This window comes from Streptococcus sp. oral taxon 061, assembly GCF_013394695.1.
Classification (GTDB): Bacteria; Bacillota; Bacilli; order Lactobacillales; family Streptococcaceae; genus Streptococcus.
The window spans coordinates 560,333-587,104 of record NZ_CP058258.1 but is presented as its reverse complement, the minus strand read 5'-3'; the positions used below and the strand labels follow the sequence as shown (position 1 = coordinate 587,104).

Annotated in this window: 26 protein-coding genes, 1 tRNA gene and 1 other annotated feature; of the genes, 3 read left to right on the top strand and 24 right to left on the bottom strand. The window is 39.2% G+C overall.

The window, feature by feature from the left end; genetic code table 11:
• Nucleotides 1-16: 16 nt before the first annotated feature.
• From pdxT to HW271_RS02780, 6 genes are all read right to left on the bottom strand, one after another.
• A complete protein-coding gene (pdxT, locus tag HW271_RS02805; RefSeq protein WP_178894783.1) occupies nt 17-589 on the bottom strand; it encodes a pyridoxal 5'-phosphate synthase glutaminase subunit PdxT in 573 nt (190 codons plus the stop codon).
• Nucleotides 590-1,465 carry a pyridoxal 5'-phosphate synthase lyase subunit PdxS gene (gene pdxS / locus HW271_RS02800; RefSeq protein ID WP_006153788.1) on the bottom strand — a complete coding sequence of 292 codons (876 nt, stop codon included), beginning with the start codon at nt 1,463-1,465 and terminating at the stop codon, nt 590-592.
• A 137-nt stretch (nt 1,466-1,602) separates the two neighbouring features.
• Nucleotides 1,603-2,235, bottom strand: a complete 633-nt coding sequence (locus HW271_RS02795; RefSeq protein ID WP_178894782.1) for a Pr6Pr family membrane protein — start codon at nt 2,233-2,235, stop codon at nt 1,603-1,605.
• 2 nt (nt 2,236-2,237) lie between these two features.
• Nucleotides 2,238-2,576 carry a zinc ribbon domain-containing protein YjdM gene (locus HW271_RS02790; RefSeq protein WP_178894781.1) on the bottom strand — a complete coding sequence of 113 codons (339 nt, stop codon included), beginning with the start codon at nt 2,574-2,576 and terminating at the stop codon, nt 2,238-2,240.
• A gap of 138 nt (nt 2,577-2,714) precedes the next feature.
• Nucleotides 2,715-3,386 (bottom strand): (d)CMP kinase, encoded by a 672-nt coding sequence (gene cmk, locus HW271_RS02785; protein WP_178894780.1) that lies wholly within the window; start codon nt 3,384-3,386, stop codon nt 2,715-2,717.
• 8 nt (nt 3,387-3,394) lie between these two features.
• Entirely contained in the window at nt 3,395-3,883 is a 489-nt protein-coding gene (locus HW271_RS02780) for an SAG1386/EF1546 family surface-associated protein (protein WP_178894779.1), read from the bottom strand.
• A gap of 45 nt (nt 3,884-3,928) precedes the next feature.
• Between HW271_RS02780 and HW271_RS02775 the strand changes: the two genes are divergently transcribed.
• Nucleotides 3,929-4,132 carry a ferredoxin gene (locus tag HW271_RS02775; protein ID WP_178894778.1) on the top strand — a complete coding sequence of 68 codons (204 nt, stop codon included), beginning with the start codon at nt 3,929-3,931 and terminating at the stop codon, nt 4,130-4,132.
• Between the two features lie 225 nt (nt 4,133-4,357).
• On the opposite strand, the gene galE is transcribed toward HW271_RS02775, so the two are convergent.
• The 5 genes from galE to HW271_RS02750 form a co-directional block, all read right to left on the bottom strand.
• Nucleotides 4,358-5,377, bottom strand: coding sequence for a UDP-glucose 4-epimerase GalE (gene galE, locus HW271_RS02770; protein ID WP_178894777.1), 1,020 nt, complete (start codon nt 5,375-5,377; stop codon nt 4,358-4,360).
• 100 nt (nt 5,378-5,477) lie between these two features.
• On the bottom strand, nt 5,478-6,578 hold the full coding sequence (locus tag HW271_RS02765) for an FAD-binding oxidoreductase (RefSeq protein WP_178894776.1): 1,101 nt from the start codon (nt 6,576-6,578) through the stop codon (nt 5,478-5,480).
• Between the two features lie 16 nt (nt 6,579-6,594).
• Nucleotides 6,595-7,392, bottom strand: coding sequence for a Nif3-like dinuclear metal center hexameric protein (locus HW271_RS02760; protein ID WP_178894775.1), 798 nt, complete (start codon nt 7,390-7,392; stop codon nt 6,595-6,597).
• Nucleotides 7,379-8,056 carry a tRNA (adenine(22)-N(1))-methyltransferase TrmK gene (locus tag HW271_RS02755; RefSeq protein WP_178894774.1) on the bottom strand — a complete coding sequence of 226 codons (678 nt, stop codon included), beginning with the start codon at nt 8,054-8,056 and terminating at the stop codon, nt 7,379-7,381. The genes HW271_RS02760 and HW271_RS02755 overlap by 14 nt, the downstream gene beginning before the upstream one ends.
• Nucleotides 8,057-8,157: 101 nt before the next feature.
• Nucleotides 8,158-10,494 (bottom strand): cation-translocating P-type ATPase, encoded by a 2,337-nt coding sequence (locus tag HW271_RS02750; RefSeq protein WP_178894773.1) that lies wholly within the window; start codon nt 10,492-10,494, stop codon nt 8,158-8,160.
• A 131-nt stretch (nt 10,495-10,625) separates the two neighbouring features.
• Between HW271_RS02750 and HW271_RS02745 the strand changes: the two genes are divergently transcribed.
• Complete coding sequence (locus tag HW271_RS02745) at nt 10,626-11,375, top strand: 1-acyl-sn-glycerol-3-phosphate acyltransferase (protein WP_178894772.1); 750 nt, start codon at nt 10,626-10,628, stop codon at nt 11,373-11,375.
• Between the two features lie 106 nt (nt 11,376-11,481).
• Nucleotides 11,482-11,554: transfer RNA gene (locus HW271_RS02740), tRNA-Thr, on the top strand.
• A 291-nt stretch (nt 11,555-11,845) separates the two neighbouring features.
• Here HW271_RS02740 and pyk read toward each other — a convergent pair.
• The 13 genes from pyk to HW271_RS02675 form a co-directional block, all read right to left on the bottom strand.
• Nucleotides 11,846-13,351: a pyruvate kinase gene (gene pyk, locus HW271_RS02735; RefSeq protein WP_178894771.1), complete on the bottom strand. Its 1,506-nt coding sequence runs from the start codon at nt 13,349-13,351 to the stop codon at nt 11,846-11,848.
• A 65-nt stretch (nt 13,352-13,416) separates the two neighbouring features.
• A complete protein-coding gene (gene pfkA / locus HW271_RS02730) occupies nt 13,417-14,424 on the bottom strand; it encodes a 6-phosphofructokinase (protein WP_178894770.1) in 1,008 nt (335 codons plus the stop codon).
• Between the two features lie 81 nt (nt 14,425-14,505).
• The gene (locus tag HW271_RS02725; RefSeq protein WP_178894769.1) at nt 14,506-17,607 is read right to left on the bottom strand and encodes a DNA polymerase III subunit alpha; all 3,102 of its coding nucleotides are present in this window, start codon (nt 17,605-17,607) and stop codon (nt 14,506-14,508) included.
• A 157-nt stretch (nt 17,608-17,764) separates the two neighbouring features.
• Entirely contained in the window at nt 17,765-18,199 is a 435-nt protein-coding gene (locus HW271_RS02720) for a hypothetical protein (protein WP_178894768.1), read from the bottom strand.
• A gap of 206 nt (nt 18,200-18,405) precedes the next feature.
• Entirely contained in the window at nt 18,406-18,786 is a 381-nt protein-coding gene (locus tag HW271_RS02715) for a VOC family protein (protein WP_178894767.1), read from the bottom strand.
• A 54-nt stretch (nt 18,787-18,840) separates the two neighbouring features.
• Entirely contained in the window at nt 18,841-19,200 is a 360-nt protein-coding gene (gene rplT, locus HW271_RS02710; protein ID WP_000124834.1) for a 50S ribosomal protein L20, read from the bottom strand.
• 50 nt (nt 19,201-19,250) lie between these two features.
• On the bottom strand, nt 19,251-19,451 hold the full coding sequence (gene rpmI / locus HW271_RS02705) for a 50S ribosomal protein L35 (RefSeq protein ID WP_003003453.1): 201 nt from the start codon (nt 19,449-19,451) through the stop codon (nt 19,251-19,253).
• A 33-nt stretch (nt 19,452-19,484) separates the two neighbouring features.
• Nucleotides 19,485-20,015 carry a translation initiation factor IF-3 gene (gene infC / locus HW271_RS02700; protein ID WP_006149857.1) on the bottom strand — a complete coding sequence of 177 codons (531 nt, stop codon included), beginning with the start codon at nt 20,013-20,015 and terminating at the stop codon, nt 19,485-19,487.
• A 15-nt stretch (nt 20,016-20,030) separates the two neighbouring features.
• Nucleotides 20,031-20,161 (bottom strand) — a sequence feature (ribosomal protein L20 leader region).
• A 107-nt stretch (nt 20,162-20,268) separates the two neighbouring features.
• The gene (gene pgdA / locus HW271_RS02695) at nt 20,269-21,663 is read right to left on the bottom strand and encodes a peptidoglycan-N-acetylglucosamine deacetylase PgdA (RefSeq protein WP_178894766.1); all 1,395 of its coding nucleotides are present in this window, start codon (nt 21,661-21,663) and stop codon (nt 20,269-20,271) included.
• 115 nt (nt 21,664-21,778) lie between these two features.
• Entirely contained in the window at nt 21,779-23,506 is a 1,728-nt protein-coding gene (gene ezrA, locus HW271_RS02690) for a septation ring formation regulator EzrA (RefSeq protein WP_178894765.1), read from the bottom strand.
• Between the two features lie 80 nt (nt 23,507-23,586).
• A complete protein-coding gene (gyrB, locus tag HW271_RS02685) occupies nt 23,587-25,533 on the bottom strand; it encodes a DNA topoisomerase (ATP-hydrolyzing) subunit B (protein WP_178894764.1) in 1,947 nt (648 codons plus the stop codon).
• A gap of 14 nt (nt 25,534-25,547) precedes the next feature.
• Nucleotides 25,548-26,111: an HAD-IA family hydrolase gene (locus HW271_RS02680; RefSeq protein ID WP_310437579.1), complete on the bottom strand. Its 564-nt coding sequence runs from the start codon at nt 26,109-26,111 to the stop codon at nt 25,548-25,550.
• Nucleotides 26,112-26,221: 110 nt separating this feature from the next.
• Nucleotides 26,222-26,770 carry a DJ-1 family glyoxalase III gene (locus HW271_RS02675; protein ID WP_178894762.1) on the bottom strand — a complete coding sequence of 183 codons (549 nt, stop codon included), beginning with the start codon at nt 26,768-26,770 and terminating at the stop codon, nt 26,222-26,224.
• Nucleotides 26,771-26,772 lie beyond the last annotated feature (2 nt).

Sequence of the window (26,772 nt, the reverse complement as noted above, 5' to 3'; positions counted from 1 at the left end):
AATCCCAACCTCTTTTTTATTTGCACATATTGATAAAATACTGGTGCAAGCGAAGATCATTTGTCAATTCCGGATGAAATGAAGTCACTAGCATATTCTTTTCTTGAGCAGCAACGATTTGACCGTTGACGATTGCTAGAACTTCAACATCCTCACCAACTTCACTAATAATAGGTCCACGGATAAAGGTCATGGGAATTTTACCAACACCCTTACAGTCTGCTTCAGTATAAAAGCTTCCTAGCTGACGCCCATAGGCATTACGCTCTACTACTATATCCATAGTCGCCAGATGACTTTCCTCTTGAGAAGCGATTTGTCTCGCTAGCAAAATCAGACCGGCACAAGTCCCAAAGACTGGTAAGCCATTGAGTATAGCTTCTCTTAGAGGAATCAACATTTGTTGATCACGTAAGAGCTTACCCATGGCCGTTGACTCACCTCCTGGCAAGATCAAACCCGACAGGTCACTCTGGTGTTGCAGAAAATCTTCTAGGTTTCGCAATTCAATACTTTCAACTCTTAGTTCAGTAAGCACTTTTTCATGTTCTACAAAGGCTCCCTGCAAAGCTAATATTCCGATTTTCATCTATTTTCCTCGCTCAGCCATGAGAATTTGGATTTCATTTTCATTGATACCAACCATGGCTTCCCCTAGATCTTCAGAGATTTGAGCCAGAATTTGAGGATTTTGATAGTTGGTAACAGCCTTGACAATTGCAGCCGCACGCTTAACAGGATCACCTGACTTGAAAATCCCTGAGCCAACAAACACACCTTCTGCACCTAGCTGCATCATAAGAGCAGCGTCCGCTGGTGTTGCAACCCCTCCAGCTGCAAAGTTAACAACTGGTAATTTTCCATGTTCGTGGACATATTGAACTAATTCTACAGGTACTTGGAGTTCTTTTGCGGCCACATATAATTCGTCCTCACGGAGGTTTTGAATGCGGCGGATTTCTTGATTCATCATGCGCATATGACGAACAGCCTGTACGATGTCTCCTGTTCCAGGTTCCCCTTTGGTACGAATCATTGAAGCACCTTCAGCGATACGACGCAAGGCTTCTCCTAGGTCTTTAGCACCGCAAACAAAAGGAACTTGAAATTCTTTCTTGTCCACATGAAAACGATCATCAGCTGGAGATAGAACTTCGCTCTCATCAATATAGTCAATCTCGATGGCTTCTAAAATTTGAGCTTCGACAAAATGCCCAATTCGAACCTTAGCCATAACTGGAATGCTGACAGCTTCTTGTATTTCCTTAATCATCTTTGGATCACTCATTCGAGAGACACCACCGGCCGCACGAATATCAGCTGGGATTCGCTCCAAAGCCATAACCGCTGCTGCACCTGCAGCCTCTGCAATTCTTGCTTGTTCAGGATTTTGAACATCCATGATGACGCCACCTTTAAGCATCTGTGCCAAATTCTTATTTAATTCATAACGATTTTCAGTCATTTTTTTCATCCTCAATAGTTGTATTGGTAGCTACATTTTTATTGTAAGGTATTTAAGACTGCATAACAAGATAAAATAAATCGATTTGTCCGGGTACAATTATCTCTATAACAAAAAAGCACCCACATTGGGTACTTTTATTTCTTAGATTTTTTTATACTTTTTACAAGATAAAAGAGATATCCTGAAACCATGTAGGCAACAAAGATAGTTGCTGCCCATTTAAAGACAAAACCCCAACCATGTTTGGTAGCATTCAAAAAGAAATAAGGGAAGGGACTATCCTTAGCATTAGGGACATCCATCTTTAGAACAAAACCGTTTAAGAGGGCAAAAATCATATAAAGCAAAGGAAGGCTAGTCCAAAGCATGGGATCAACTAACTTATATTGACGACTCTTATCAAAAATAACTGTATCTGCTAAAAACCAGAGAGGGACAATATAATGGCAAAGGAAATTTTCCAAACGGTAAAAATCTGTCGTCAAAGGAGCTAGCATGAAATGATAGATGACACAAGTAATCATAATACTCATAGTGACGCCACCTTTGAGACGTAGAATACCAGGACTCTGCCAACTATCACCTCCACTACGCATCTTTAACAAAAGATAACCTGTAAAAAGTACAACCAAAAGGTTAGAAAGTACAGTGTAGTAAAGCAACATCCCTAAACCACCGCGCTTGGTGATCTCCAAGTATACACCGGTAAAGGCTGCTATGATTAAAAAGATACGACTATAAAATATTACTTTTTCATTTTTAATCATGATTAAATCTTCTTCACAAATTCTGATTTAAGCTTCATAGCACCAAAACCATCGATCTTACAGTCAATGTTGTGGTCACCTTCAACAATACGGATGTTTTTCACACGAGTTCCTTGTTTGAGGTCTTTAGGAGCACCTTTAACCTTCAAATCTTTAATCAAGGTAACTGTGTCCCCATCAGCTAGTTTATTTCCATTTGCATCGATAGCAACAAGGCCTTCTTCTGCTTCAACTTGTTCAGCAGGATTCCACTCGTAAGCACATTCTGGACAAACAAGAAGTGCGCCATCTTCATATACATATTCTGAATTACATTTTGGGCAATTTGGTAAATGATTCATGTTATCTCCTTAAAAAATTTATGATTATTTGAATGTCAAATTTTCTTTAACAGCAACTATTATACCTTAAAACAGACTATTTGACAAATCATGATAAAAAACGACAAACCGAAATTCAGTTCATCGTTTTTATAGTTCTTATAAATGTTTTTGTGCTTCTGATTTAATATTTTCAACAACTTCTAAAATAGAGAGTCCAGTCGTATCCAAATAGATTGCATCCTCGGCTTGCTTGAGAGGTGAAGTTTCACGATGACTATCTTTATAATCACGCGCAGCAATCTCTTCTTTCAAAGTTTCCAAATCTGTTTCGATACCCTTTGAAAGATTTTCCTTGTAACGGCGTTCCGCACGCTCATCTACAGATGCTACTAGAAAAATCTTCAATTCAGCTTGAGGCAAGACTACTGTTCCAATATCGCGGCCATCCATAACGATACCACCTTGTTGGGCAATTTCTTGCTGAAGGGCTACCAATTTTTCACGAACAGCTGGAATCGCCGCAAAAGCAGAGACAGCGTTGGTTACTTCATTTTCTCGGATTGGATTTGTTACATCTACATCTCCAACAAAAACAAGTTGTTCTCCATTTTCAGCGCGTCCAAAGCTAATTGGATATTGTTCCAATAATTCAAGAAGTTGAGATGGCTCATCTGGGCTAATTTGGTTTCTCAATGCGATGTAAGTCGCCGCACGATACATAGCGCCTGTATCCAGATAAGTATAGCCAAAGTCCTTAGCAATAATCTTAGCTACTGTACTCTTACCACTGGAAGCTGGCCCATCAATAGCAATCTGAATTGTTTTCATTGTCACTCCTATCTTGTCTTAAGGACATCACCAGGATTTGCAAACCAAGTTCCTGAAGACATATGACCAGGATTCAAGGCTTCAAGTTGAGCAATAGAGATTCCAGCGCGAGCCGCAATGGCTGCTTCCCCTTCTCCTGGCAAAACTGTAATAGTTCCTTCAGAATCAGTATGTGCCTCTGTAGTATTTTGTTGTTCGCCAGACTCAGTAGTAGCTACCGTAGTTGTTTCTGTCGTTACAGTAGTTACTTCTTCAACTTTAGGATTTGCAGAATCATAAAAATCCTTCAAAGCTGATGTTCTATCACTTCCACCCGAAGATAAGTATATTAAAACAATAATCATACCTATAACAACAATAAAGAAAATGATAGCCAGGGTTGTTAAAATGTTATTCGCTGTAAGAAAAGCCCACTTTCCACTTCTAGAATGGCGCTCACTTCTCGACTCTTCCTTGTTTTCCTCATAAATATCTTCTTGCCACGGTTCCTTTTCCATACCTTACTCCTTGAGATTTTTTTAGTTTCTTATTACAATATAAATATGAAGATTAGACTTATACCCGAACGTTGCATCGCCTGTGGGCTCTGCCAAACTTATTCAGAATTATTTGATTACCATGATAATGGTATCGTCCGTTTTTTCGATGATCCTGAACAATTAGAGAAAGAAATTCCTTGTAGCGACGATGCTTTAGAAGCCGTTAAAAATTGCCCTACTCGTGCTCTAATCATAGATGAATCTTAAAATTTGGTGGGCCATAGATTTCTAATTTCCACTCCCTCTAGTGTAGCATAATTTTCTAGAAAATTATAGTCTTTTGCTAGACTAATTTTATACAATTTTACATTTAATTGTTCCAATATTTCAATAATAAATAAACTGTTCTTTTAAGACGTTTTTCTATCACACAAGCACATATAAAGTATTAAAAAAGAGGAATTACTTCCTCTTTTTTGTTTAATCAAATGATTAGTCTTCAAATCCGTTTGGATGTTGACTCTGCCAACGCCATGCATCTTCACACATCTCTGTAATACCAAGTTCTGCTTCCCATCCGAGCTCTTCCTTAGCTTTTGCTGGGTCTGAGTAGCAAGCTGCGATATCACCTGGGCGACGTTCAACGATACGGTATGGAATTGGGCGTCCAACAGCTTTTTCCATATTTTGGATAATTTCAAGAACTGAGTAGCCTTTTCCAGTCCCAAGGTTATACACATTGAGTCCAGAGCCTTTTTGAAGCTTCTTAAGGGCGGCAACGTGTCCTTTTGCTAGGTCAACGACGTGGATATAGTCACGAACACCTGTTCCATCTTCAGTATCGTAGTCATCTCCAAAGACTTGAACTTGTTCCAACTTACCAACTGCGACTTGTGTTACATACGGCAAAAGGTTGTTTGGAATGCCGTTTGGATTTTCTCCTAGGTCACCACTCTCATGCGCACCGATTGGGTTGAAATAACGAAGCAACACAACGTTCCATTCTGAGTCTGCTTTATAGATATCTGTCAAGATTTCTTCAAGCATTAGTTTGGTACGGCCATATGGGTTAGTAGCTGAAAGTGGAAAATCTTCTAGGATTGGAACAGTATGAGGATCTCCATAAACTGTTGCTGAAGAGCTGAAAATAATATTTTTACAGTTGTTTTCTTCCATTGCTTTTAAAAGACTAACTGTACCAGCAATATTGTTATCATAGTAGGCAAGTGGGATACGTGTAGATTCCCCTACAGCCTTCAAACCAGCAAAATGGATAACTCCTGTTGGTTCTTCGTGTTTGAAAATATCACGAAGAGTTTCCGTATCACGAATATCAGCTTCGTAGAAAGGAATTTCTATGCCTGTGATTCTTTCAACTACTTCAAGACTTTTACGACTACTATTGACCAAATTATCCACGACAACAACTTGATGTCCGGCTTGAACCAGTTCAATGACAGTGTGACTTCCAATAAAACCTGCTCCACCCGTTACCAGAATTTTTTCTTGCATTTTATTTCCTCAATTCTTGGATTATTTTTTTCATTTTACCATTTTTGATAGAGAAAGTCATTTACTTTCCTAATACTACCGTAAAAACTAAGTAAAAGATTTACGATTGTTTCTTTTTAATATATCTTTCAGTCGGATAATCTGCTGGATCTAATTCTCCACTTCTCCCCTGAAGCATTTGAGCTAAATGATATCCTATAATAGGGCCGGTCGTTAAGCCTGAAGATCCTAGACCACTTGCTGTATAGACTCCTGATAAGTTTGGAACCTGTCCAAAGAATGGAGAGAAATCACTTGTATAGGCACGAATCCCCACGCGCCCACCACTTATCATTGTATCTTTTAAGTTAGGATAAAATGGACTCGCTGCCTCAGCCATTTGCTGAAGCAAATTTTCATCAACTGTTAGGTCAAATCCCATATCATTTTCATGAGTAGCTCCCAGAGACAACTTCCCACCTGGAAATGGAATCAAATCCCACTCCCCTTCAGGCATAACTACAGGATAAGCTCCCATGTCTTGTTCCACTTGGTAATCTCGAAGTTGCCCCTTTTGAGGACGAACGTCTACCTCATATCCTAAAGGCTCTAATATGTGACCAAGCCAAGCTCCTGTGGACAAGATAACTTGGTCAAACATTTGATTGTCTATCTGATAACCCGATGCTAGAGGAGTTAGACTGACCTCTTTCTTTACGACCTTAACTTGACTGGCTTCAAGTAACCGATTCACTAGGAGTTGCCCATCTACTCGAGCTCCACCAGAAGCATAGAGTAATCTTTCAAATCCCTCCAATCCAGGGAATAAGCTACTTGCAGCCACTTGGTCTAAAATGGCTAATTCTCCTATTAAGGGAGATTCATCTCTACGTTGCAAGGCTAGTTGATAGAGTTCCTCTAGTTTGGAGTCATCTTTTTTAAGAAGAAAGACACCGGAACTCTGGTAGAAATCAACCTTTTGACCAGATTTTTCTAAGTCAGCTAATAAATCCACGTAGAAATCAGCTCCAAGGCGCGCCATCTTGTACCAGGCCTTATTGCGTCGTTTAGAAAACCAGGGACTGATAATTCCTGCCGCTGCCTTGGTCGCTTGTCCGTGCCCATGATCAAAGACAGTTACTTCGACCTCTGCTTCTTTAGAGAGATAGTAGGCGGCTGTTGCCCCTACAATCCCTGCTCCTACAATGGCAACTTTTTTCATTGTCTTTACCTTCTAACTAGATATGATGGAATGGATTGGTTGATGCCTGACTTGCGATAACTTCGAGAGACCAAACATTTTCTTCCTTCCATTCGTTCAAGAGTGCTGCAATTCTTTCCACAAAAAGCATTTCGATATAGTGTCCCGGATCCAGAGCCAACAAGCCATCTGACAGCATATCTTGGGCAGTGTGGTAATAAATATCACCAGTGATGTAGACATCTGCTTCTTTTGCTAAAGCATCAGAATAGAAAGATTGCCCACTGCCACCACAGATAGCAACTCTTGAAATGGTCTTTTGCAAATCACTCTCATGATAATACACCATACGGAGACTATCTAGACCAAAGACTTCCTTAACATGACTAGCAAATTCTTCAAATGTTTGAGGTTTAATATTGCCTATACGCCCGATACCACGTTCAGGACCTGTCTCCTGTAGATAAGTTGTATCATTAATATCCAATAGTTGGCAGAACCAGTCATTAAGTCCGTTTTCAACAATATCAATATTAGTATGGCTAACGTAGACTGCAATATCATGCTTGATAAGATCAATATAAATCTGATTTTGAGGGCGACTAGCTACCAAGTCCTTTATCGGACGGAAGATTGGCGCGTGCTTAACGATAATCAAATCAACACCCTTTTCGATAGCTTCTGCCACTGTATCTTCACGTATATCAAGGGCAACCATGACTTTCTGGATTTCTTTGTCTAAGGTACCAATCTGCAGTCCACGATTATCGCCTTCCATAGAAAATTCTTGAGGGCAATAGGTTTCATAACGCTTAATCACTTCACTTGCTTTCATGGAGCACCTCCTTGATGGCTTGAATTTTATCTACTAAAACTTGACGTTCTTCATGATTTTTTTCTGGGATTTGACTAAGGGCAAATTCGAGCTTACTTGCTTCTCTTTGCCACTTTTGGACAAATACGGAGCTAAGTTCTTTAGATAGAAAAGGACCAAAACGGATATCGCTAGTTGATAAATTCATTTTCCCAGCTTCCACTACTAGAATCTCGTAAAATTTTCCAGCTTCCTCTAAAATACTTTCAGCTACAATCTGAAATCCATGCTCTTGTAACCAACTACGTAACTCATCTTCACGATTATTAGGTTGAAGAATCAATCGCTCAACATTGGCTAGTTTGTCCAAACCCTCTTCTAATATCGTAGCAATCAAACGACCACCCATTCCTGCAATAGTGATAACAGAGACCTGATCACTTACTTCGAAAGCTGCTAAACCATTGGCTAAACGAACCTGAATTTTCTCAGTCAAGCTATGACTTTCAACATTTCTAACTGCAGATTGATAGGGCCCCTCTACAACTTCACCCGCGATGGCAGCTTCAATATGACCTTTTTCAACTAATTCAATAGGTAAATAAGCATGGTCGCTACCGACGTCCAGCAAAACAGCTCCTTGGGGAACAAAAGAAGCTACTGTTTCTAATCTCTTTGAAATCATCTTCTCTCACTTTCAAAAACTCTATTTCCCTTTATTATACCATATTTTATCTGGCAACCCTGCACCTAAAAAAGACCGCAATCATGGATTGCAATCTTTCTTTATCTTTTAACTTGATAACGACTTGTCAGTATGAAAATCACAATAAAGACGAGCATCATAATGCCATAGATAGGCAATGTTTGACCCGTAAGTGTTGAAATTTCAAGCAATTTTTGGATTCTTGGGAATAGAGCTGTTCCAAGGAAACCTCCAACTGACCAAATAATCAATAACACACGCCACAGGCTAAATGGCAAGCAAGCTCTAACTACAGACATGAAACCAATTGATGCCAATAGATAATACAAAAGTGTCGAAATTTCAATGGCTGACCAGCCTTGACTGGTTCCAAAAATTTTAACAAAGAGAACACTAAAGACTACCATCAAGGCACTTGGTAAGGCTCGAAGCATGGATTTTCTGAGGAAGTTTTGTTCCACAGGTTTGATATTTCGTTCAAAAGTTAATACAAACGGTGGGAATCCTTCCACAAACTGGTCAATCATAGTTATCTGAATCGGAATGAATGGGAAAATCAAAATCCATTCAGTACGTCCCAACAAAGCACTGGCAATACAGATAACTGCTAGCAAGAAGGAATAGATTGTCTTAATCAAGAAAATCGGAGCAATGTGGGCAATATTATTGACCACACGACGACCTTCGAAGAGAATCTCAGGAACATCATTGAAATCTGAATTCAAGAGGACCAGATTTGCAATCTGACGAGTTGCTGGGTCTCCTTCAGCCATAACAATGGAACAGTCTGCCTCACGGAGAGCTAGGATATCATTGACACCATCCCCTGTCATTGCTGTAGTATGTCCTGCTTTTTTCAGAGTTTGGATGATGAGTTTCTTTTGATGAGGCGAGACACGTCCGAAAATGGCTGTTCCCTCAGCCATGGCTATCAATTCTTCATCATTAATTTTCGAACAATCTACATAACTCTGATAGTCTGCAAAACCTGCTTTTTGGGCAATACTTGAAACAGTGACTGGATTATCACCAGAGATAATTTTCAATCCCACTTCCTGAGAACGAAGATAGTCTAGCGTCTCAGCAGCACCTTCTCGGATTGGATCTAAAATCTCAAGCAGAGCCAAAGCCTGAATATCCGATGGCTTCTGTGGTTTATGGTGGTCAAGTTTTTCTTGACTGAGGGCCAGAACCAAGACACGAGATCCTCGTTCAAGAGCTTCCCTAGCTTCAGGAACTTCAGCATCCAACAACATCTCAGGTGCACCTAGGAAAACTGTTCCAAGACCTTCCAATTCCATCGCTCCCCATTTTCGATCACTTGAAAATGGAAGACTAGAAATCATTGGATAAACCACTTTACCTTGAAAACGATGGCGAATAGCTTGGGCAGTTGGATTTTTATCCTCACTGTGTACTATATAGCTAATTAATATTTTGGCAATGGCATCTTTATCATAAGCCTGGGTCAGAGGAAGAACTGTCTCAACCTGCATCTTTCCTTGGGTGATGGTTCCTGTTTTATCCAAGCAGAGCATATCCACACGCGCCAAGGTCTCAACAGAATACATCTCCTGCACCAAGACCTTTTTCAAACCAAGCTTGATAACAGCGGTTAAAAGAGAGGTAATGGTCAAGAGGGCAATCCCCTTAGGCAACATTCCCAAAAGAGCTGTAGAAGAATTGACTACAGAAGACTTCAGTGGCAGACCTTTTAAGATCAAGGCTTCAAGCAAGAGAGCAATACCAAAAGGAATGATAATTTTCCCAGTAAAGCCGGCTAACTGGTCTAGCGATTTCATGATACGAGAGTTAATTGGCTTCACTGTCTTGGCTTCAAGCATGAGTTTAGCAGCATAGTTATCCGCCCCAACATGATGTACCTGAGCAAGGACAGAACCACTGGCAAGAAAGCTACCCGACAACATTAAGTCTTCGACTTCTTTTTGCACCAAGTCGCTCTCACCCGTTAACATAGCTTCATTGACTTCTGCAAAACCTTCTAATACAATCGCATCACTTGGAATCTGATCTCCTGCTGATAAGCGAATCACATCATCCAAAACAAGCTCTTCAGGGTCCAAAGCAATCTCTTGTCCATTACGGATAGTTGTTATCTTTTCTTTATTTAGGAGATTTAGTTTATCAACCATATGCTTGGCACGTAATTCAGTTACAATTCCTGAAAAAGCATTAAAACAGATAACCGCAAAGAAGACCAAATTGCTCCATGCTTGAACAAAAGCGAGTGCTAAGGCGATGGCAAAGTTTAGAGCATTGAATAAAGTAAAGACATTTCTCTTCACAATCTGCCATGTACTAGTACTAGCTGAAGTTTGGAAATCATTGACCTGTCCCTGTTTCTGACGTTCTTTTACTTCTGATTGGCTTAAGCCCATAATTTTATTTTTATCCATAAATTCTATCATATCATTTTTTTTTTAATATTTCTAATTTCATATAAAAAGCTATTCCGCCTAAACAAAAAACATTTGCCTGTCCTAGTATGATAAGGTATAATAAAAGAAAGAAAACTGAAGGAGACATCATGTTTTACACTTATCTGCGTGGGCTGGTTATGTTGATTCTATGGTCAATCAATGGAAATGCTCACTTTCACAATACTGAAAAAATTCCAAGTTTAGATGAAAACTATATCCTTGTTGCCCCACATCGTACCTGGTGGGATCCAGTCTATATGGCTTTTGCAACAAAACCAAAGCAATTTGTCTTTATGGCTAAAAAAGAACTCTTTTCAAATCGCATCTTTGGTTGGTGGATTCGCATGTGTGGTGCTTTCCCTATTGACCGTGAGAACCCAGGTTCTTCTGCTATCAAATATCCAATTAATGTTCTTAAAAAGAGCAATCGCTCACTGATTATGTTTCCTAGTGGTAGCCGTCATTCTAACGATGTTAAGGGCGGTGTTGCTCTAATTGCGAAAATGGCTAAGGTTCGCATCATGCCAGTTACCTATACTGGACCTATGACACTAAAAGGACTCATCAGCCGTGAACGTATTGATATGAACTTCGGAAATCCTATCGATATCTCGGACATTAAAAAGATGAATGATGAGGGAATTGAGATGGTTGCAGACCGCATCCAATCTGAGTTTCAACGCTTGGATGAGGAAACAAAACAGTGGCACAACAATAAAAAACCTAACCCACTGTGGTGGCTGATCCGTATCCCTGCTTTAATTCTAGCAATTGTTATCGGAATTCTAACAATTCTCTTTACCTTCGTAGCAAGTTTTGTTTGGAATCCAGATAAAAAGAGAGAGCAATTACAATAGTCTAATCTTCACAAGCCCAAGCAATAAACTTGGGCTTTTTCTAGTTGTTTAGAGACTCATTCACATATTGACAAAAGGCTAAATTTATAGTATACTTTCTAGGTAAGCTGATTTAGCTCAGTAGGCAGAGCGCATCCATGGTAAGGATGAGGTCGCCGGTTCGATCCCGGCAATTAGCATCATTCATCAGTTCCTTTTTAGGGACTGTTTTTTTCTTGACAAAGTATTGACCCTATAGTACAATATAGTCTGCGATGAGTCGATATGTAGCGAGAGCTACAATTGCGCAAAGGAGGTCATTAACGCAGGAGCGGACCTTGAGAAATTGTGTGAACCGGTTTCTCACATGGAGATGCCTCTCATGCTTTCTGGTTTTCCAGAAAGCTTTTTTTAATTCTTTTATATTCCACAACAAAAAAGCCTATCACCCAAGTTCGAACGCTTGAAGTGATAGGTTTTTATTTTTTTGATTAACGTACAGTGCGGATACGCATAGTGTTTGTACGAACTGCTTCACCAAGTGGCACACCTGCTACGATAACGATATCGTCACCAGATTGTACAAGACCTGCTTCAACTGCTTTACGTTCAGCAATTTCAAACATGTCATCAGTTGATGATGGAGCTTCTGTCAACATTGGGATAACACCCCAGTTCAACATCAATCCACGTTCTGTCAACTCGTCAAATGTTAATGCCAAGATATCAGCATTTGGACGGTATTTAGAAATCAAACGTGCTGTGTGACCAGTCTTAGTAAGAGTTACAACCAATTTGATGTCCATTGAGTTTGTAGCATCTTTAACTGCTGAAGCCATAACTTCTGTCTTAGAGTTACGTTCAAATGAATCTGAGTTCAAACGTCCGTATTCGTTAAGAAGAGTTTGAGCGTTCTTGTCGATTGTAGCCATTGTACGAACAGACTCAAGTGGGTATTTACCGTTTGCAGACTCACCTGAAAGCATTGTAGCGTCAGTTCCGTCGATAACAGCGTTAAATACGTCTGATACTTCTGAACGAGTCGCACGTGGTTTTTCAGTCATTGTTTCAAGCATGTTTGTTGCAGTGATAACAACTTTACCAGCAGCGTTAACTTTAGTGATGATCATTTTTTGGTAAACTGGAACCATTTCGAATGGTACTTCGATACCCATGTCACCACGAGCGATCATGATACCGTCAGCAGCTTCAATGATTTCGTCCAAGTTATCGATACCTTGTTGGTTTTCGATTTTAGCGAACAATTGAACATGACCGTTACCAGTTTCTTCACAGATAGCACGAACTTCGTTCACGTCTTTTGCAGTACGTACGAATGAAATCGCGATGAAGTTGATACCTTGTTCAAGACCGAAGCGGATATCAGCGTTATCACGTTCAGCAAGAGCTGGGAAAGGAATTTTAGTGTTAGGGATGTTAACACCTTTTTGTTTAGCGATAACACCGTCATTTTCAACTTCAACGATGAATTCACGAGTAGCATCGTCTTTTTCTACAACGCGAAGACCAAGTTTACCATCGTCAACCAATACTTGACGACCAACTTCAACGTCATCATAGATATCAAGAGCACCAGCAACGTTCAATGCAATCACTTCACGAGTTGATTTGATTCCTTGTTTAGTTGCAACACGGATTTTTTCACCAGTTTTGTATGAGTACTCTTTAGCTTCACCTTCGAACAATTCAGTACGGATTTCTGGACCTTTAGTGTCAAGAAGGAAACCAACTTTTTTACCTGCAAGTTTTTCTGCAAGTTTAACAGTTGCCATACGGTCACCTTGTTCTTGGTGGTCACCGTGTGAGAAGTTGAAACGGAATGTGTTAGCTCCTGCTTCAATCAATTGAGCAATATTTTTAGCTGAAGCTTCAACGTCAAGTTTTTCACCCCAGTATCCGTCATCACCGAATTTTTTACCACCACGGATTTCTACCGCAGGACCCAAAGTTGCAACGATTTTTACACGTTTGTTCATGATTTTGTGACTCCTTTATATAATTCGACCTTTTATGGTCATTTTACCAGATTAGTTAAAGTTGATTATGACAAGCTCTTGTTCAAGTCAGAAAGTTCAATATCAGCTTTGTGAGGGTTATTGACAACAATCTTACCATCAGCTGTTAAGCTAAACAAAGCTCCTTCTTCTGCTGTTCCAAGGATTGGATTCTCAACCATTTTCTCGTTACGAATACCGACAGCAACACCACCGATTCCTTGTTTAAGGAGTTTAACAGCGTGTGCACCCATACGAGATGCCAATACACGGTCACGAGCAGTTGGTGAACCACCACGTTGGATGTGACCAAGTTCTGTAACACGAAGGTCACTTGTATCGCCAGCTTCTTTTAGTTTTTGACCAAATTCAGCTGCTGACATGACACCTTCTGCCAAAACGATAATATTGTGTTTCTTACCGTGTTCATATCCAGCTTTGATGCTTACTACGATATCTTCAAATTTGAAGCCTTCTTCAGGGATGATGATTTCGTCAGCACCTGTTGCAATACCTGCCCAAAGAGCGATATCACCAGCGTTACGTCCCATTACTTCAACAACGAAAGTACGACGGTGACTTGATGATGTATCACGAATCTTATCGATTGCATCCATTGCAGTTGTTACTGCAGTGTCAAATCCGATTGTAAAGTCTGTACCTACGATATCGTTATCAATTGTTCCTGGAAGTCCGATAGCAGGGAATCCATGCTCAGTCAAGCGCATAGCTCCATGATAAGAACCGTCACCACCGATAACTACGACACCTTCGATACCGTGTTTTTTCAATTGCTCAATCCCTTTAAGTTGACCTTCGAGTTTTGCAAACTCAGGGTAACGAGCAGAGTGAAGGAAAGTACCACCACGTGAAATGATGTCTCCTACTGAAGCAGCATCAAGTGGATAAATTTCACCAGCAACCATACCAGCGTATCCATCATAGATACCAAAAACTTCCATTCCTTCTGAGATTGCTTGACGAACAACTGCACGGATGGCAGCATTCATACCAGGGGCGTCCCCACCACTAGTCAAAACAGCAATACGTTTCATTTGGTTTTGCTCCTTTTTCTTTTAACATTCTAACTGATTATACCATATTTAAAGTTAAAATTCTTTTATTTTCATTAATTTTTAACGATAAATCGTTTTCATTGTCATTTGACTTAAAGATTCTTGTAAGCTTGCGTCTTTTGCTACAAAATAATCTGGCAAAAGGACATTTTTTTGTTCATCCTCATAGCGAATAACGACAGGAATTTGTCCCTTGTATTGCTCTAAAATATGATAAATTTCAGCATCGTGGTCATGATTGGAAACTTGAATCCAAAAACGCTCACTCACTGCCTCTTTTAAATTATTTAAAACTAATTGAAGACGTCCGTCCCTAGCCTGAACTTTCCCATTTAGGTAATAGAAACTTCCTTCGTGCAAGAGATTTTTAAATTGGCGGTACTGTTCAGAAAAAACAGTGATCTCAAGACTTGTTTTACTATCAGTAACTTTCAAAAAGGCCATGTTTTCACCTTTTTTAGTTCGAATCACTCGGATAGACTGAATCTCAACGAGCACTGTAGCTGTCTGTCCCTCGAAAAGCTCAGATAAACTCACGATTGGATACAAAGGATTCTTCGCTAAAACTAGCAATGGGTGTTGGCTAATTCCAACGCCTAACCAATCTTGCTCTTTTTGGAATTTTTCAATATTTGAAAAGTCCTCTGTATCTGTCCAACTATAGCTAGAATCCCCAAAGAGGCTACCTAATTCTTCTACAAAGATAAATAGAGTTGGTAGATTGGTTAAGATTTTTTGACGATTTTTATCAAATCCGTCAAAAAGTCCTACTTCCACTAAAGGGGTTAAGAGGCTAATCTTTTGATAATTTTTGGGTAATCGTGTGATAAAATCTTCAACACTGCTAAAAGGACGATTCTCGATTATCCAATAAGCAAAGTCGCGAGGTATTCCCTTAATACTTTTAAGACCCAAATAAACCGTCTTATCCTTTAATTTATCCTGATATGGAATTGTATTGATAGAAAGAGGAACCAGTTCAAAGCCCATTTCAAGCGCATCGAGAATATAATCTCCACTCGCATGATTGAGCATGACCTGATAAAAGATAGTAGGGTAATGTGTTTTAAAGTAGGCAAGCTGAAAAGCTAAAGCTGCATATGCATAAGCATGCGAACGGTTAAAACCGTAACCGGCAAATTTTTCCATTACAGCAAAAACTTCTTGAGCCTGTTCTTTGCTATGCCCATTTTCAAGTGCACCTTGGATAAAACTCTCCTCCATTCGATGCATCTCGGTAGCATTCTTTTTTCCCATGGCACGACGCAAGATATCGGCTTTTCCAAGACTGAAACCTGCATAGCGTTGAGCTACTTGCATGACCTGTTCTTGGTAAAGCATGATGCCATAGGTCGGAGCTAAAATATCTTCTAGTATAGGGTCCAGAACTGTTACCTTTTCTTTGCCATGTTTTCGAGCCACAAAGTTATCGATATAGTCACTCGCCCCCGGTCTGTTGAGGGAAGTCGTTGCCACTACTTCTTCAAAGCTTTCTGGTTTCACGCGCTTTAATAAGCGAATGGCACCAGGTTGTTCAAACTGAAAGATCCCCTTAGTTTTGCCAGCTGCAAAGAGGGTTAAAGTTTCTTTATCCTCAAGGTCTATATCCTCAATTCTTAGCTGAATTCCTTGAGTTTCATATAAGAGCTCCTGCATTTTTTGAGCGAAGGTTAGGTTTCGAAGTCCCAAGAAGTCCATCTTGAGCAAGCCATTTCCTTCAACTCCATGAGCATCATACTGGGTAATCAGCATGTCCTCACCATACTTAAGAGGGATATAATCTGTTAGATTTTTATCACTGATTACAACTCCAGCAGCGTGGATGGAAGTTTGTCGAGGATAGCCTTCTATCTTTTTGGCAATTTCAAAAGCTTTTTGATACTCAATCTTACTTTGAATCAGTTGTCTAAATCCTAGATTGCCTTCATAGGCTGTCGTAAGAGTATCTTTAGAGCCTATTTTTTTCGTAATGGCCGTCAATTCATACTCAGGAACACCATACCGTTTAAAAACATCTCGGATAGCCTGTTTGGCACCAAAAGTCGAGTAGGTGACTATCTGAGCAGCGTGAATACTACCATAACGGTCACGAACATAGCGGATAAATTCAGGACGATAGATATCAGGAATATCAATATCGATATCAGGCATGGTATAGCGTTCACGATTTAAAAAGCGCTCAAAGATGAGATTCTTAGCCACAGGGTCAATACCAGTGATATCTAGAGTATAGGCCACTAGACTTCCAACTGCAGATCCACGTCCCATACCCATATAATATCCTTGAGAACGACCAAAACGTAAGAGATCCCAGACAACTAAGAAGTAGTCATCGAATCCCATATCATGAATCACAGATAGCTCTTCTTCTAAACGAGCCTGATAATCTTGATTCCATAACCCTTTCTGCTTCAGACCCTGAATAGCTCGTTCCCGGAGTTCTTCAACAGCAGGTCTCTCTGGATTGAAACGTGGAAGTTTGAGACTACTATCAATCTCGTAGGAAGTACCCTTGGTCAATCTTGCTAGGTTTTCGAGTGCTTGTGGAAACTTCTCTACAAAAACCAGTTCTAGACGGTCAGCAGGCAAAAACAAACCCTGTTGAGATTGAACATCAACCTCTCGCAAGGTCACATTTTTCTTAATCGCCTTGAGCATTTGAAGCGTTTCTAAATCCTCAGATTCGAAGGAATTAACACGATAAAGTGGAAGAATGGGGTGAGAAAAATTCGACTGAGGTGTATCTGGATACACTCCGATATAGTAGTCATGTCCTAAATCCAAGGAATCAATTGCAGAATAATAGGGAACAATAACACAAATATCTTCTAGATAGGGAGAAAAATCAGTCCATTCCTTTTTACCTGTCATCTTTAAAGACGACAGCTTCATCAGGTTTTGATAACCTCGGTTTGACAGGGCTAGAAAACGTAGATTGATCCATTCATCTTTATGATGAACAGTCATCTCAAGACCTAATACAGGCTGAATCCCTTGCTTTTGGCACTCTTTGATAAAATAATAAGCTCCATAAAGATTGTCAACATCCATGATTCCAAGTGATGAATAGCCATATTCCTTCCCTTGACTGACATATCTCTTAATCGAAACCATGCTCTCCATGAAACTATAGACTGTTTTGGTATCCAGTTGGGCAATCATTCTTTCTCACCTCCCTTATTCTTTCTCTATTATACCATTTTAAAAAATAGAAACACAATTTCTTTCTAATCATTAAACTAAAAAACCACAGCCTTAAAAGCTATGGTTTTATGATATGAAATAAGTTCGAAGAAGAGTTGCGCCTAGCTTTTTTAACTTAGTTACTTGTATCTTTCGTTAAAAATATCCCGATTAAAACTAGAGCTAGGGAGAGAAAAGGAAAAATCCTAAAAATCTGCCAATCCGGGTCGAATGCTAAAAGTCCTGAAAGCAAATAAAATCCTGCACTTGTATACAAGACAGTTTTATTTACTTTCTTGATTCCTATCTGTGTTAAAACAGTTGCTACAGCGTAAGCAATTAAATTAGGACCTAGAAAAATCAAGAATACAATTCCCCATGGAGCAGTAAATAAAGCAAGAGTTAAAAATAGAAGAATATAGGTAAGTGCCAAATAAAATGAGAAAGATAGAAGAGCCGAGGGTTTCTTGACTGCTTTTGGACCATTCTTCATATCTTCCACCGAATTATTTTCTACAATTAGTTTATCTTCTTCTTTGTTTAGCTCTACATTTGGATTTTGGTCTGACATCTTTTTCTCCCACTAATTTGTTTAATTATTTTTATTATATCCCAAATTATCAAATTAAGCTAGATAGAAAAAAGCCATCTATGTTAGTCTCAGACAAACGCTCACATTTGTCTGAGACTAACATAAATGACCTACACTACTCCGTATCAAGTTTTTCTGAGTCAGGTGAAATTGTCTAACTCAATTTGACAAATGAGGAGTTTTTATTATTTTTCACGAATCACTTCTACCTTGTATCCATCTGGATCTTTGATAAAGTAATAGTTTGGTTGAGCACCTGGAAGCCCTTTAGGTTCCGTTACTTCATAACCTTTTTCGCTATGTTCTTTGTGAAGAGCTTCAAGGTCAGGTGTACTTAGAGCGATGTGAGCAAAGCCGTCACCCACAACATAAGGCCCATGATCATAGTTGTAAGTCAACTCCAATTCATAATCGTCACCGTCAAGACCTAGATAAACAATCGTAAAAGCATAGTCTGGAAAATCCTTGCGACGTAATTCCTTAAATCCAAAAGCATCTTGGTAAAAAGCAATTGATTTTTCAAGATTTTCTACTCGCAAGCAAGTATGTAACATTTTTGAAGCCATATTTTTCTCCTTTGTTTAAAAAAGACTGAGAAAATCTTCCCAGTCTTATAAACATTATTTACCAAGTTTTGCTTTAGCTGCATCTGCAAGAGCTGTGAAAGCTGCTGCATCGTTGACAGCCAAGTCAGCAAGCATTTTACGGTTAACTTCGATCTCAGCCAATTTCAAACCATGCATCAATTGTGAGTATGAAAGTCCGTTCATACGAGCTGCCGCATTGATACGTGTGATCCACAATTTGCGGAAGTCACGTTTCTTTTGACGACGGTCACGGTATGCATAGTAGTAAGAGTTCATTACTTGTTCTTTTGCAGTACGGAACAAGATGTGTTTAGCTCCATAGTAACCTTTAGCTAATTTAAGAATACGTTTACGACGTTTGCGTGATACAACGCCACCTTTAACACGTGCCATTTATATTTCCTCCAAATATTTCCTAGAATTGTTTACTTACAAATACGCGATTATTTCAAGCGAGTAAGCATTGCTTTGATACGTTTGAAATCTCCTGCATGCACCATAGATGCTTTACGAAGATGACGACGTTGTTTTTTAGTTTTTCCGTGGAAACGGTGAGATGTATAAGCACGGAAACGTTTAAGTCCACCAGAACCTGTACGTTTGAAACGTTTAGCTGATGCGCGGTGTGTTTTTTGTTTTGGCATGATTTTTTCTCCTTTTTTTAACTTTCTGACAGATTATTTCTTGTCAGTTGCTGGTGCCAACTGCATAAACATTTGACGACCATCCATTTTAGCACGTTGTTCGATGATAGCAATATCTTGAGTTGCTTCAGCGAAGTCTGCTAAAACTTTTGCACCAATTTCTTTATGGGTAATCATACGTCCCTTAAAGCGAATAGATACCTTTACTTTGTTTCCTTTTTCAAGGAACTTACGAGCATTGCGAAGTTTAGTTTCGAAGTCACCCTTGTCGATAACTGGGCTCAAACGAACTTCTTTCACGGTCACAACGCTTTGTTTTTTGCGTTGTTCTTTTTGTTTCTTCTGGTACTCAAATTTGAACTTACCGTAGTCCATAATTTTCGCAACAGGAGGTTTAGCTTGAGGCTGAATGAGAACCAAGTCCACGTTAGCTTCATCCGCAAGTGCTTGCGCTTCGCTTAGTGGTTTGATACCCAATTGCTCACCTTCAAGACCGATTAAGCGAACTTCGCGTACACGAATTTCATCATTGATGAATAAGTCTTGCTTTGCTATGGTTTTCACCTCTTTTTTTAGTTTAGAGAAAAACAAGAGCGGACTTGCTAACGCAAATCCGCACTACATGATTATATTTCATTCCTGAAACTTGATCTGTAGGGGCCAGACAACGTTAGTCGCAAGGCGAGAAGTTCTCACTTCTGCTTTTCTCATCTTGTATATAATATCAAGTTTTCCCCTACTTGTCAAGATAAAAATTTATCTTTTTTATTTTTTCTTGATGGAATTTTGATTCAAGTCACATCCTTAGGTATTGACTCTACTGATTCCGTGAATAGTAAATCTCATGTGGTTTCACATGGTTACCTAGCAATTCAGATACTGTAACAAAGCTATATCCTTGTCCTTGCAGATACTCAATAACTTTTGGCAATGAGTTAACGGATGTTTGATGGATATCATGCATGAGGATGATAGATCCATTTGTCGCTTGACGTTGAATCTCAGTTAAAATAGCAGCCTCATTCTTGCTCTTCCAGTCCAAACTATCAACATCCCACATAATAAAGCTCAAATCCAGGCTGTTTCGGATATCATCTGAAACAGCACCATATGGAGGTCGCATCAATTTTGAACTTGTTCCAAGTACACTAGTAATTGCTGATTCTGTATCCGTAATTTGTTTCTTAGCGTCTTCCAATGACAGTTTTGTTAAAACCGGGTGATTCCAACTATGGTTTCCAACTTCATGACCTTCAGACTGCATACGTTTAAGAATCGACTCATTACCTGCAATATTCTTTCCTTGTACAAAGAAGGTAGCTTTTATCTTGTACTTGGCTAGAATATCTAAAGTTTGTGGAGTTGTATTTCCATCCGGTCCATCGTCAAAGGTAAGAGCTACTACTTTTTTATTTTTCTCAGCCTGAGCCTTCTTATAAAGTTCTGCATCCTTTTCAGTTAGATAGGACGATTGGATAACATCAAAGAAGTCTGAAATAGGCAAAGCTATTTCTTCTACATTATTGGTTGCTTTGATTGGATAAAGAACCAATTGACTATCTTTGTATGCAAACTTCCAAGATGATAAATCGCTAGCTGTAAAATCGGCTATTACTTGATCAACAAGTGTTTGCTCAATCTTTTTATCAAGAAGTGTTGACTTGATATCCTCAAGAAACTTTTCCTTAGCTTTGCTAGCATCTGTAAAGAGCTGATCTAATGTAAACAGGGTCCCATCTTCCTTAAGATAAAGCTGATCTAACGATGTATTTTCTAATTCCACAACAGTAGAATCACTCAAATCATAGGCCTGTTTTTTTACAAGATGGCTCTCCACACCTTTGATAGAGGAAGAATCTTTTTCAGAGTAGTAAAAAATCAAATGTTCTTTATCTTCTACCTTATCCGTAATATCTTTTACAATGATATCCTGAACAGAGGTAATGACCTTGTCCCCCGTCATAGGATAGTAGGTGATGATTTCTGCCTGCCCCTTACGAAAATGATCTTTCTGACTTCCTTGTGAATAGGAATCATCTTTTTCCTTTTTCAGTGCTTCAATTTTTTCCTCAAAAACTTTTTTATTTGTTACCTTATAAGTTATGATGCCTTGCAAAGCCACCATTGTAAAAAAAAGCAAAGCCACTATTATCCATAAATTTCTTTGCTTCTTGTCTTCAACTGTTTTACGTCTTTTTCTATTTCTTGTCATAGTCATATCATATCAAATATAAACTATAATTTCAATGAAAACATGGCATGGAAATATTTAAAATAGGTAAAGAAAAGTAAAAGAATCCTAGGAAAATCTAGGATTCTTTTATAAATTAGAAACGGATACTTTCTCTTGTTTTTTCATATGAAGTAACAAAGCGATTTGTAACACCAGGCTCAGCAACTTCTAATGCTTGAGAGATTTTTTCGAAAGATGCTTGGTAATCGAATGTTGTTTCAAAGATATTCAAAGCTTCTTGGAAAGCTTGTTGAATACGATCATCAAATGATCTATAACGGTTAGAATATTGAAGCAATTGTTCTGTCAATGTTGCATTTTGAACAATACTGTATGTTTCTTCTTCCAACATATTCATATCATTTGTCGCAATCTCAAGGATGCGATTCACAGATTCGATATTCACTTGCGCTTGTTCCAACTCAGCCATCAAGTCTTCTGTACTGTGACTTGCATCAAAGAAGAGTTTCAAGAATTTTTGAGGAATTCCTGGAAGATTTCTCTTCTCCATGTAGCGTTTAATCGTATGCAGACGGTTGACATATACATTTGCTTTTTGACGAGCATTGATGTCATCTTTTTCAATTTGAACGAGACGCTCACTAACACCGATTTGGTCATCTTCAATATCTTTTAATGTAGATTGGAGATTTTCCAAACGTTCTTGTAAGACAGAATATGCTTCTGAAACTTCTGACTCTGCATTATTCATTTCTTCAATAGTAGCATTCAAGGCTGAGATATCAGCTTGAAGACGACGAACTCGATTCACATCGCTTTCTGAAATCAAATAGGTTTTCCCAAGACGTTCGATATCTTTAACTAGTACCTGATTGTTTTCTTTCAAGTGTTTAAGATAGGTAGGAAGGGTAGTTACCAATTTCTCAAAAGCTTTATGGGCTGCAATTTCACGAGTGAAAATATCATAAAGTGCATTTATTTCTTCTTGGATTTGAGTATTTTCATACTCTGCATTATCCAACTCCAATGTACGGATATTTTCGTGATTATTCTTCAAGGCTTCATAGAGAAGTTGAAGACGAGATTCGATATCAGTTTCTACAAAATGGTAGTTTTCATCTAAAAGTTTGCGGTAACCAGCTTCTAAATCTTCAAGTTGTTCTGGCAATTCAGTAGTAAGCTTAGTGACAATCGCTGGAATTCTTTCAACGATATGTGTCAAAGCTAAAATATGATTTTCAGCGTTATCTAAAATGCCTGCTGCTTCAACCGGATCTCCCGATGAATTCAAGGTTACAAATTGAGAAAACTCAGATTGGATGTTCTCCAATTGTTTTTCAATTTCTGGAAGAGCTTGACCATATTTTTCAGGATCTTCAGCTACAGTGTTTTGTAGTTTCTCAAATAAATCTAGGGCATGCAGAACACGTCCACTATTTTTTGACTCTTGTTTTTCTAACTCAGACAAGGCATTACGAATTGCTGCAATATCCTCTTCAACAAGTTGGATTTGACTTTCAATTTGATCAATCTGGTGCTTAGCTTTCAAGAAACGGAATGAGTTATTGTATCCTTCAGCTTCAAAGAGGTTATTCTCGATATCTGCAAAAGAGTTAAGAGACAAATCTACCCATTTTTGGTTCCATTCTCTAAAAGCAATCTGACTTTGACCGATCAGATGCATGTTTTTTACAACCTCTACCTCATCATTAACAGGAAGGTTATATAGTTCTTCTTTTCTTTCTTCTAAAGCTGCAAGTCTACTCTCATTTCGTTTACGTAGCAAAATTGCTACTGCAAAAGCAATAAGAAGCAGGACTGCAATTCCAATCAAAGTAATAATCAACTGATTATTTGACATATCAAACTCCTTTTATACATGACACAATTGTAATGATTATATCATATTTTTCAAACCTTGGGAACTATTTCCCAATTTTTTTATACGTCAAGAGTACTGTAAACAGCGTTTTCTTCGATAAATTCTCGACGTGGTTCTACTCGATCACCCATGAGCATATCAAAAATCTTATCTGCTTCTGCAGCGTCATCTACTGATACACGGGCCATAAGGCGATGTTCAGGATTCATCGTAGTTTCCCAAAGTTGGTGGTCATCCATTTCTCCAAGACCTTTATAACGTTGAATGGTTGGTTTTGAACGACCTTCGCTGTAGCGAGCCAAAGCTTCTTGTAGGCGAGTTTCTTGGTCTGCGCCAGGTTGAATATATTCTTTAATCTCACTACCGACTTTAACACCGTAAATTGGTGGCTGAGCGATATAAACATAACCTGCCTCTAGAACGGGTTTCATATAACGATAAATCAGAGTTAACAAGAGAGTACGAATATGGGCTCCATCGACATCGGCATCTGTCATGATCACCAGTTTTTGATAGCGAGCTTTGCTAACATCGAACTCAGCGCCAAATCCTGTTCCCATAGCTGTGAAAAGACTGCGAATCTCCTCATTAGCTAAAATCTTATCCATGCTCGCTTTTTCAACGTTAAGGATTTTACCACGAATTGGTAAGATGGCTTGGAACTCACGATTGCGTCCTGATTTTGCAGAACCTCCTGCAGAGTCTCCTTCGACGATGAAAAGTTCAGTTTCAGCTGGATTGTTTGATGAACAGTCCGCTAATTTTCCTGGAAGATTTGAAATTTCTAAACCAGATTTCTTACGTGTAACTTCACGCGCACGCTTGGCAGCAACACGCGCTTTGGCAGCCAAGATTCCTTTTTCAACGATGCGCTTAGCAATCTGTGGGTTTTCCAAAAGGAAGTCAGAAAATGCATCACTGAAGAGGCGATTGGTAATCTTCACAACTTCACTATTTCCAAGTTTGGTCTTAGTTTGTCCTTCAAACTGAGGGTTTGGATGCTTCACAGAGATAACGGCTGTCAATCCTTCACGGACATCCTCACCTGTTAGGTTATCTTCGTTATCTTTTAGAAGTTTGTTTTTACGAGCATAGTCATTGATAACACGAGTTAAGGCTGTACGGAAACCTTGCTCATGTGTTCCACCCTCATGGGTATGAATATTGTTAGCGAAACTCATGACATTTTCATGGTAACCAGTTGTGTACTGCATCGCGACTTCAACTGTGATATCATCCATTTCACCATCTGTGTAGATTGGTGTATCAAAGATAACATCCTTGTTTTCGTTGATGTACTCAACGTAGCTCGCAATCCCACCTTCGTAGTGATAATGCTTGGTTTGTTCAAGTCCTTCACGTTTGTCAGTGATAGAGATTTGAAGGCCTCGATTCAAGAAAGCTAACTCTTGAATACGTTTATTTAATTTGTCGAAATCAAATGTCGTTGTCTCAGTAAAAATTTCTGGGTCTGGAGTAAAGTGAACAATTGTTCCTGTTTTATCTGTATCCCCGATTACCTCAAGGTCTGCAACAACATGTCCACGACGGTACTCTTGGTAGTGAATCTTTCCATTTTTATGAACGCGAACATCCAACTGAGTAGAAAGAGCATTTACAACGGATGAACCTACACCATGGAGTCCACCAGAGACCTTGTATCCGCCACCACCGAATTTACCTCCGGCGTGAAGAACAGTAAAGACAGTTTCAACGGCAGGACGTCCTGTTTTTTCTTGGATATCAACTGGAATTCCTCGTCCATCATCGACAACTGTAATTGAATCATCCGGTTCAATAAAGACCTCGATATGACTAGCGAATCCTGCCAAGGCTTCGTCGATAGAGTTATCTACGATTTCCCAGACGAGGTGGTGAAGACCCTCTTTCGAAGTTGAACCAATATACATCCCTGGACGCATACGAACAGCTTCCAGACCTTCCAAAACTTGAATTTGACTAGCATCATAATCTTGTGCCTGTTGGTTTTTAATATCTTCTGTCATGTTTCCCCTTTTTCTTACATGTCTATTGCTTGTTTTAACGCTACAACGTTCTCAAAGAGATAGGCATCTAAGCCTGCAGCATATCCTGCTTCTACATCAATGGCACGGTCACCAATGACTAGACCTGACGTTATATGATACTTCTCACGTAAATAAATCATCGATTCAGGATCAGGCTTGCGTTTAAAACCTGAACTAGCCGTCACTACTTCTGTAAAGTAAGGAGCTATCTCAGTTTTCGCTAGAATTTCCAATACTTGATCGTTTCTATGAGAAACCAAGAAGTTACGGCTACCTTGGTCCGAAATATTTTCTAAAAGAGTAGGAATCCCATCGAACAAAACTGGATGTTCAAGCTCTCGGGCTTCATTTTCCTTATATTTTTCAAGAAAGTTTTCAATACCTGGAGCATACTTTTCGATAGCAAAGGCAGTCGAAACCTTCAAAGCTTCGTAAACACTATCGTGTTCCTGCTCAATCCCGAACTCTGCTAATGTTTCTACAAAAGCTGCTGTAGAAGTTTCATAATTATCAAGCAGGGTTCCACCTAAATCCCAGATGTAATCGTGATATTTCATACCCTTCATTATACCATTTTTTTATAAAAAAAGCGATGTTTACCCTGGTTTTTGCCATTAAAAAAGAGAAGAATCTTCTCCATCAAGAAAGATTCTCCTCAGTTTGTTCATTATTTTTCAAATAGGTCTGTGTAGAGCATGCCATTTCTTAGAGACTCAGCATCTCCGCCCAGTGTTTCAACCAGGTAGTAAGCAAAGGCTAAAGCAGTTGCTGGCCCACGGCTCGTAATGATATTTCCATCTACGACTACTGTTTCTTTATGGTAGTGACCGTCAGCAATTTGTTCTTGAACTCCATCATAGCAGGTGAAGTTTCTACCTTCTAGTAGACCTGCCTGATTCAATGCAATTGGAGCCGCACAGATGGCTGCTACCTTCTTACCGATTTTCTCAAATTTTTGAAGTTCAGTGATCAATTGTTCATTGTCCCGCAAGTGGGCAGAACCAGGCATACCTCCTGGAAGGACAATCATGTCATACTCTGATAAATTACCATCAAACACTCGATCAGCTTGAACTTGAATGGCATGTGAACCTGTCACTGTATCTTCAAATCCTACCATATGGCAGGTGATATTTGCGCGACGCAAGACGTCTACGACAGTCAAGGCTTCAATTTCTTCAAAGCCATTTGCTAGGATAACTGCAACTTTAGGCATAG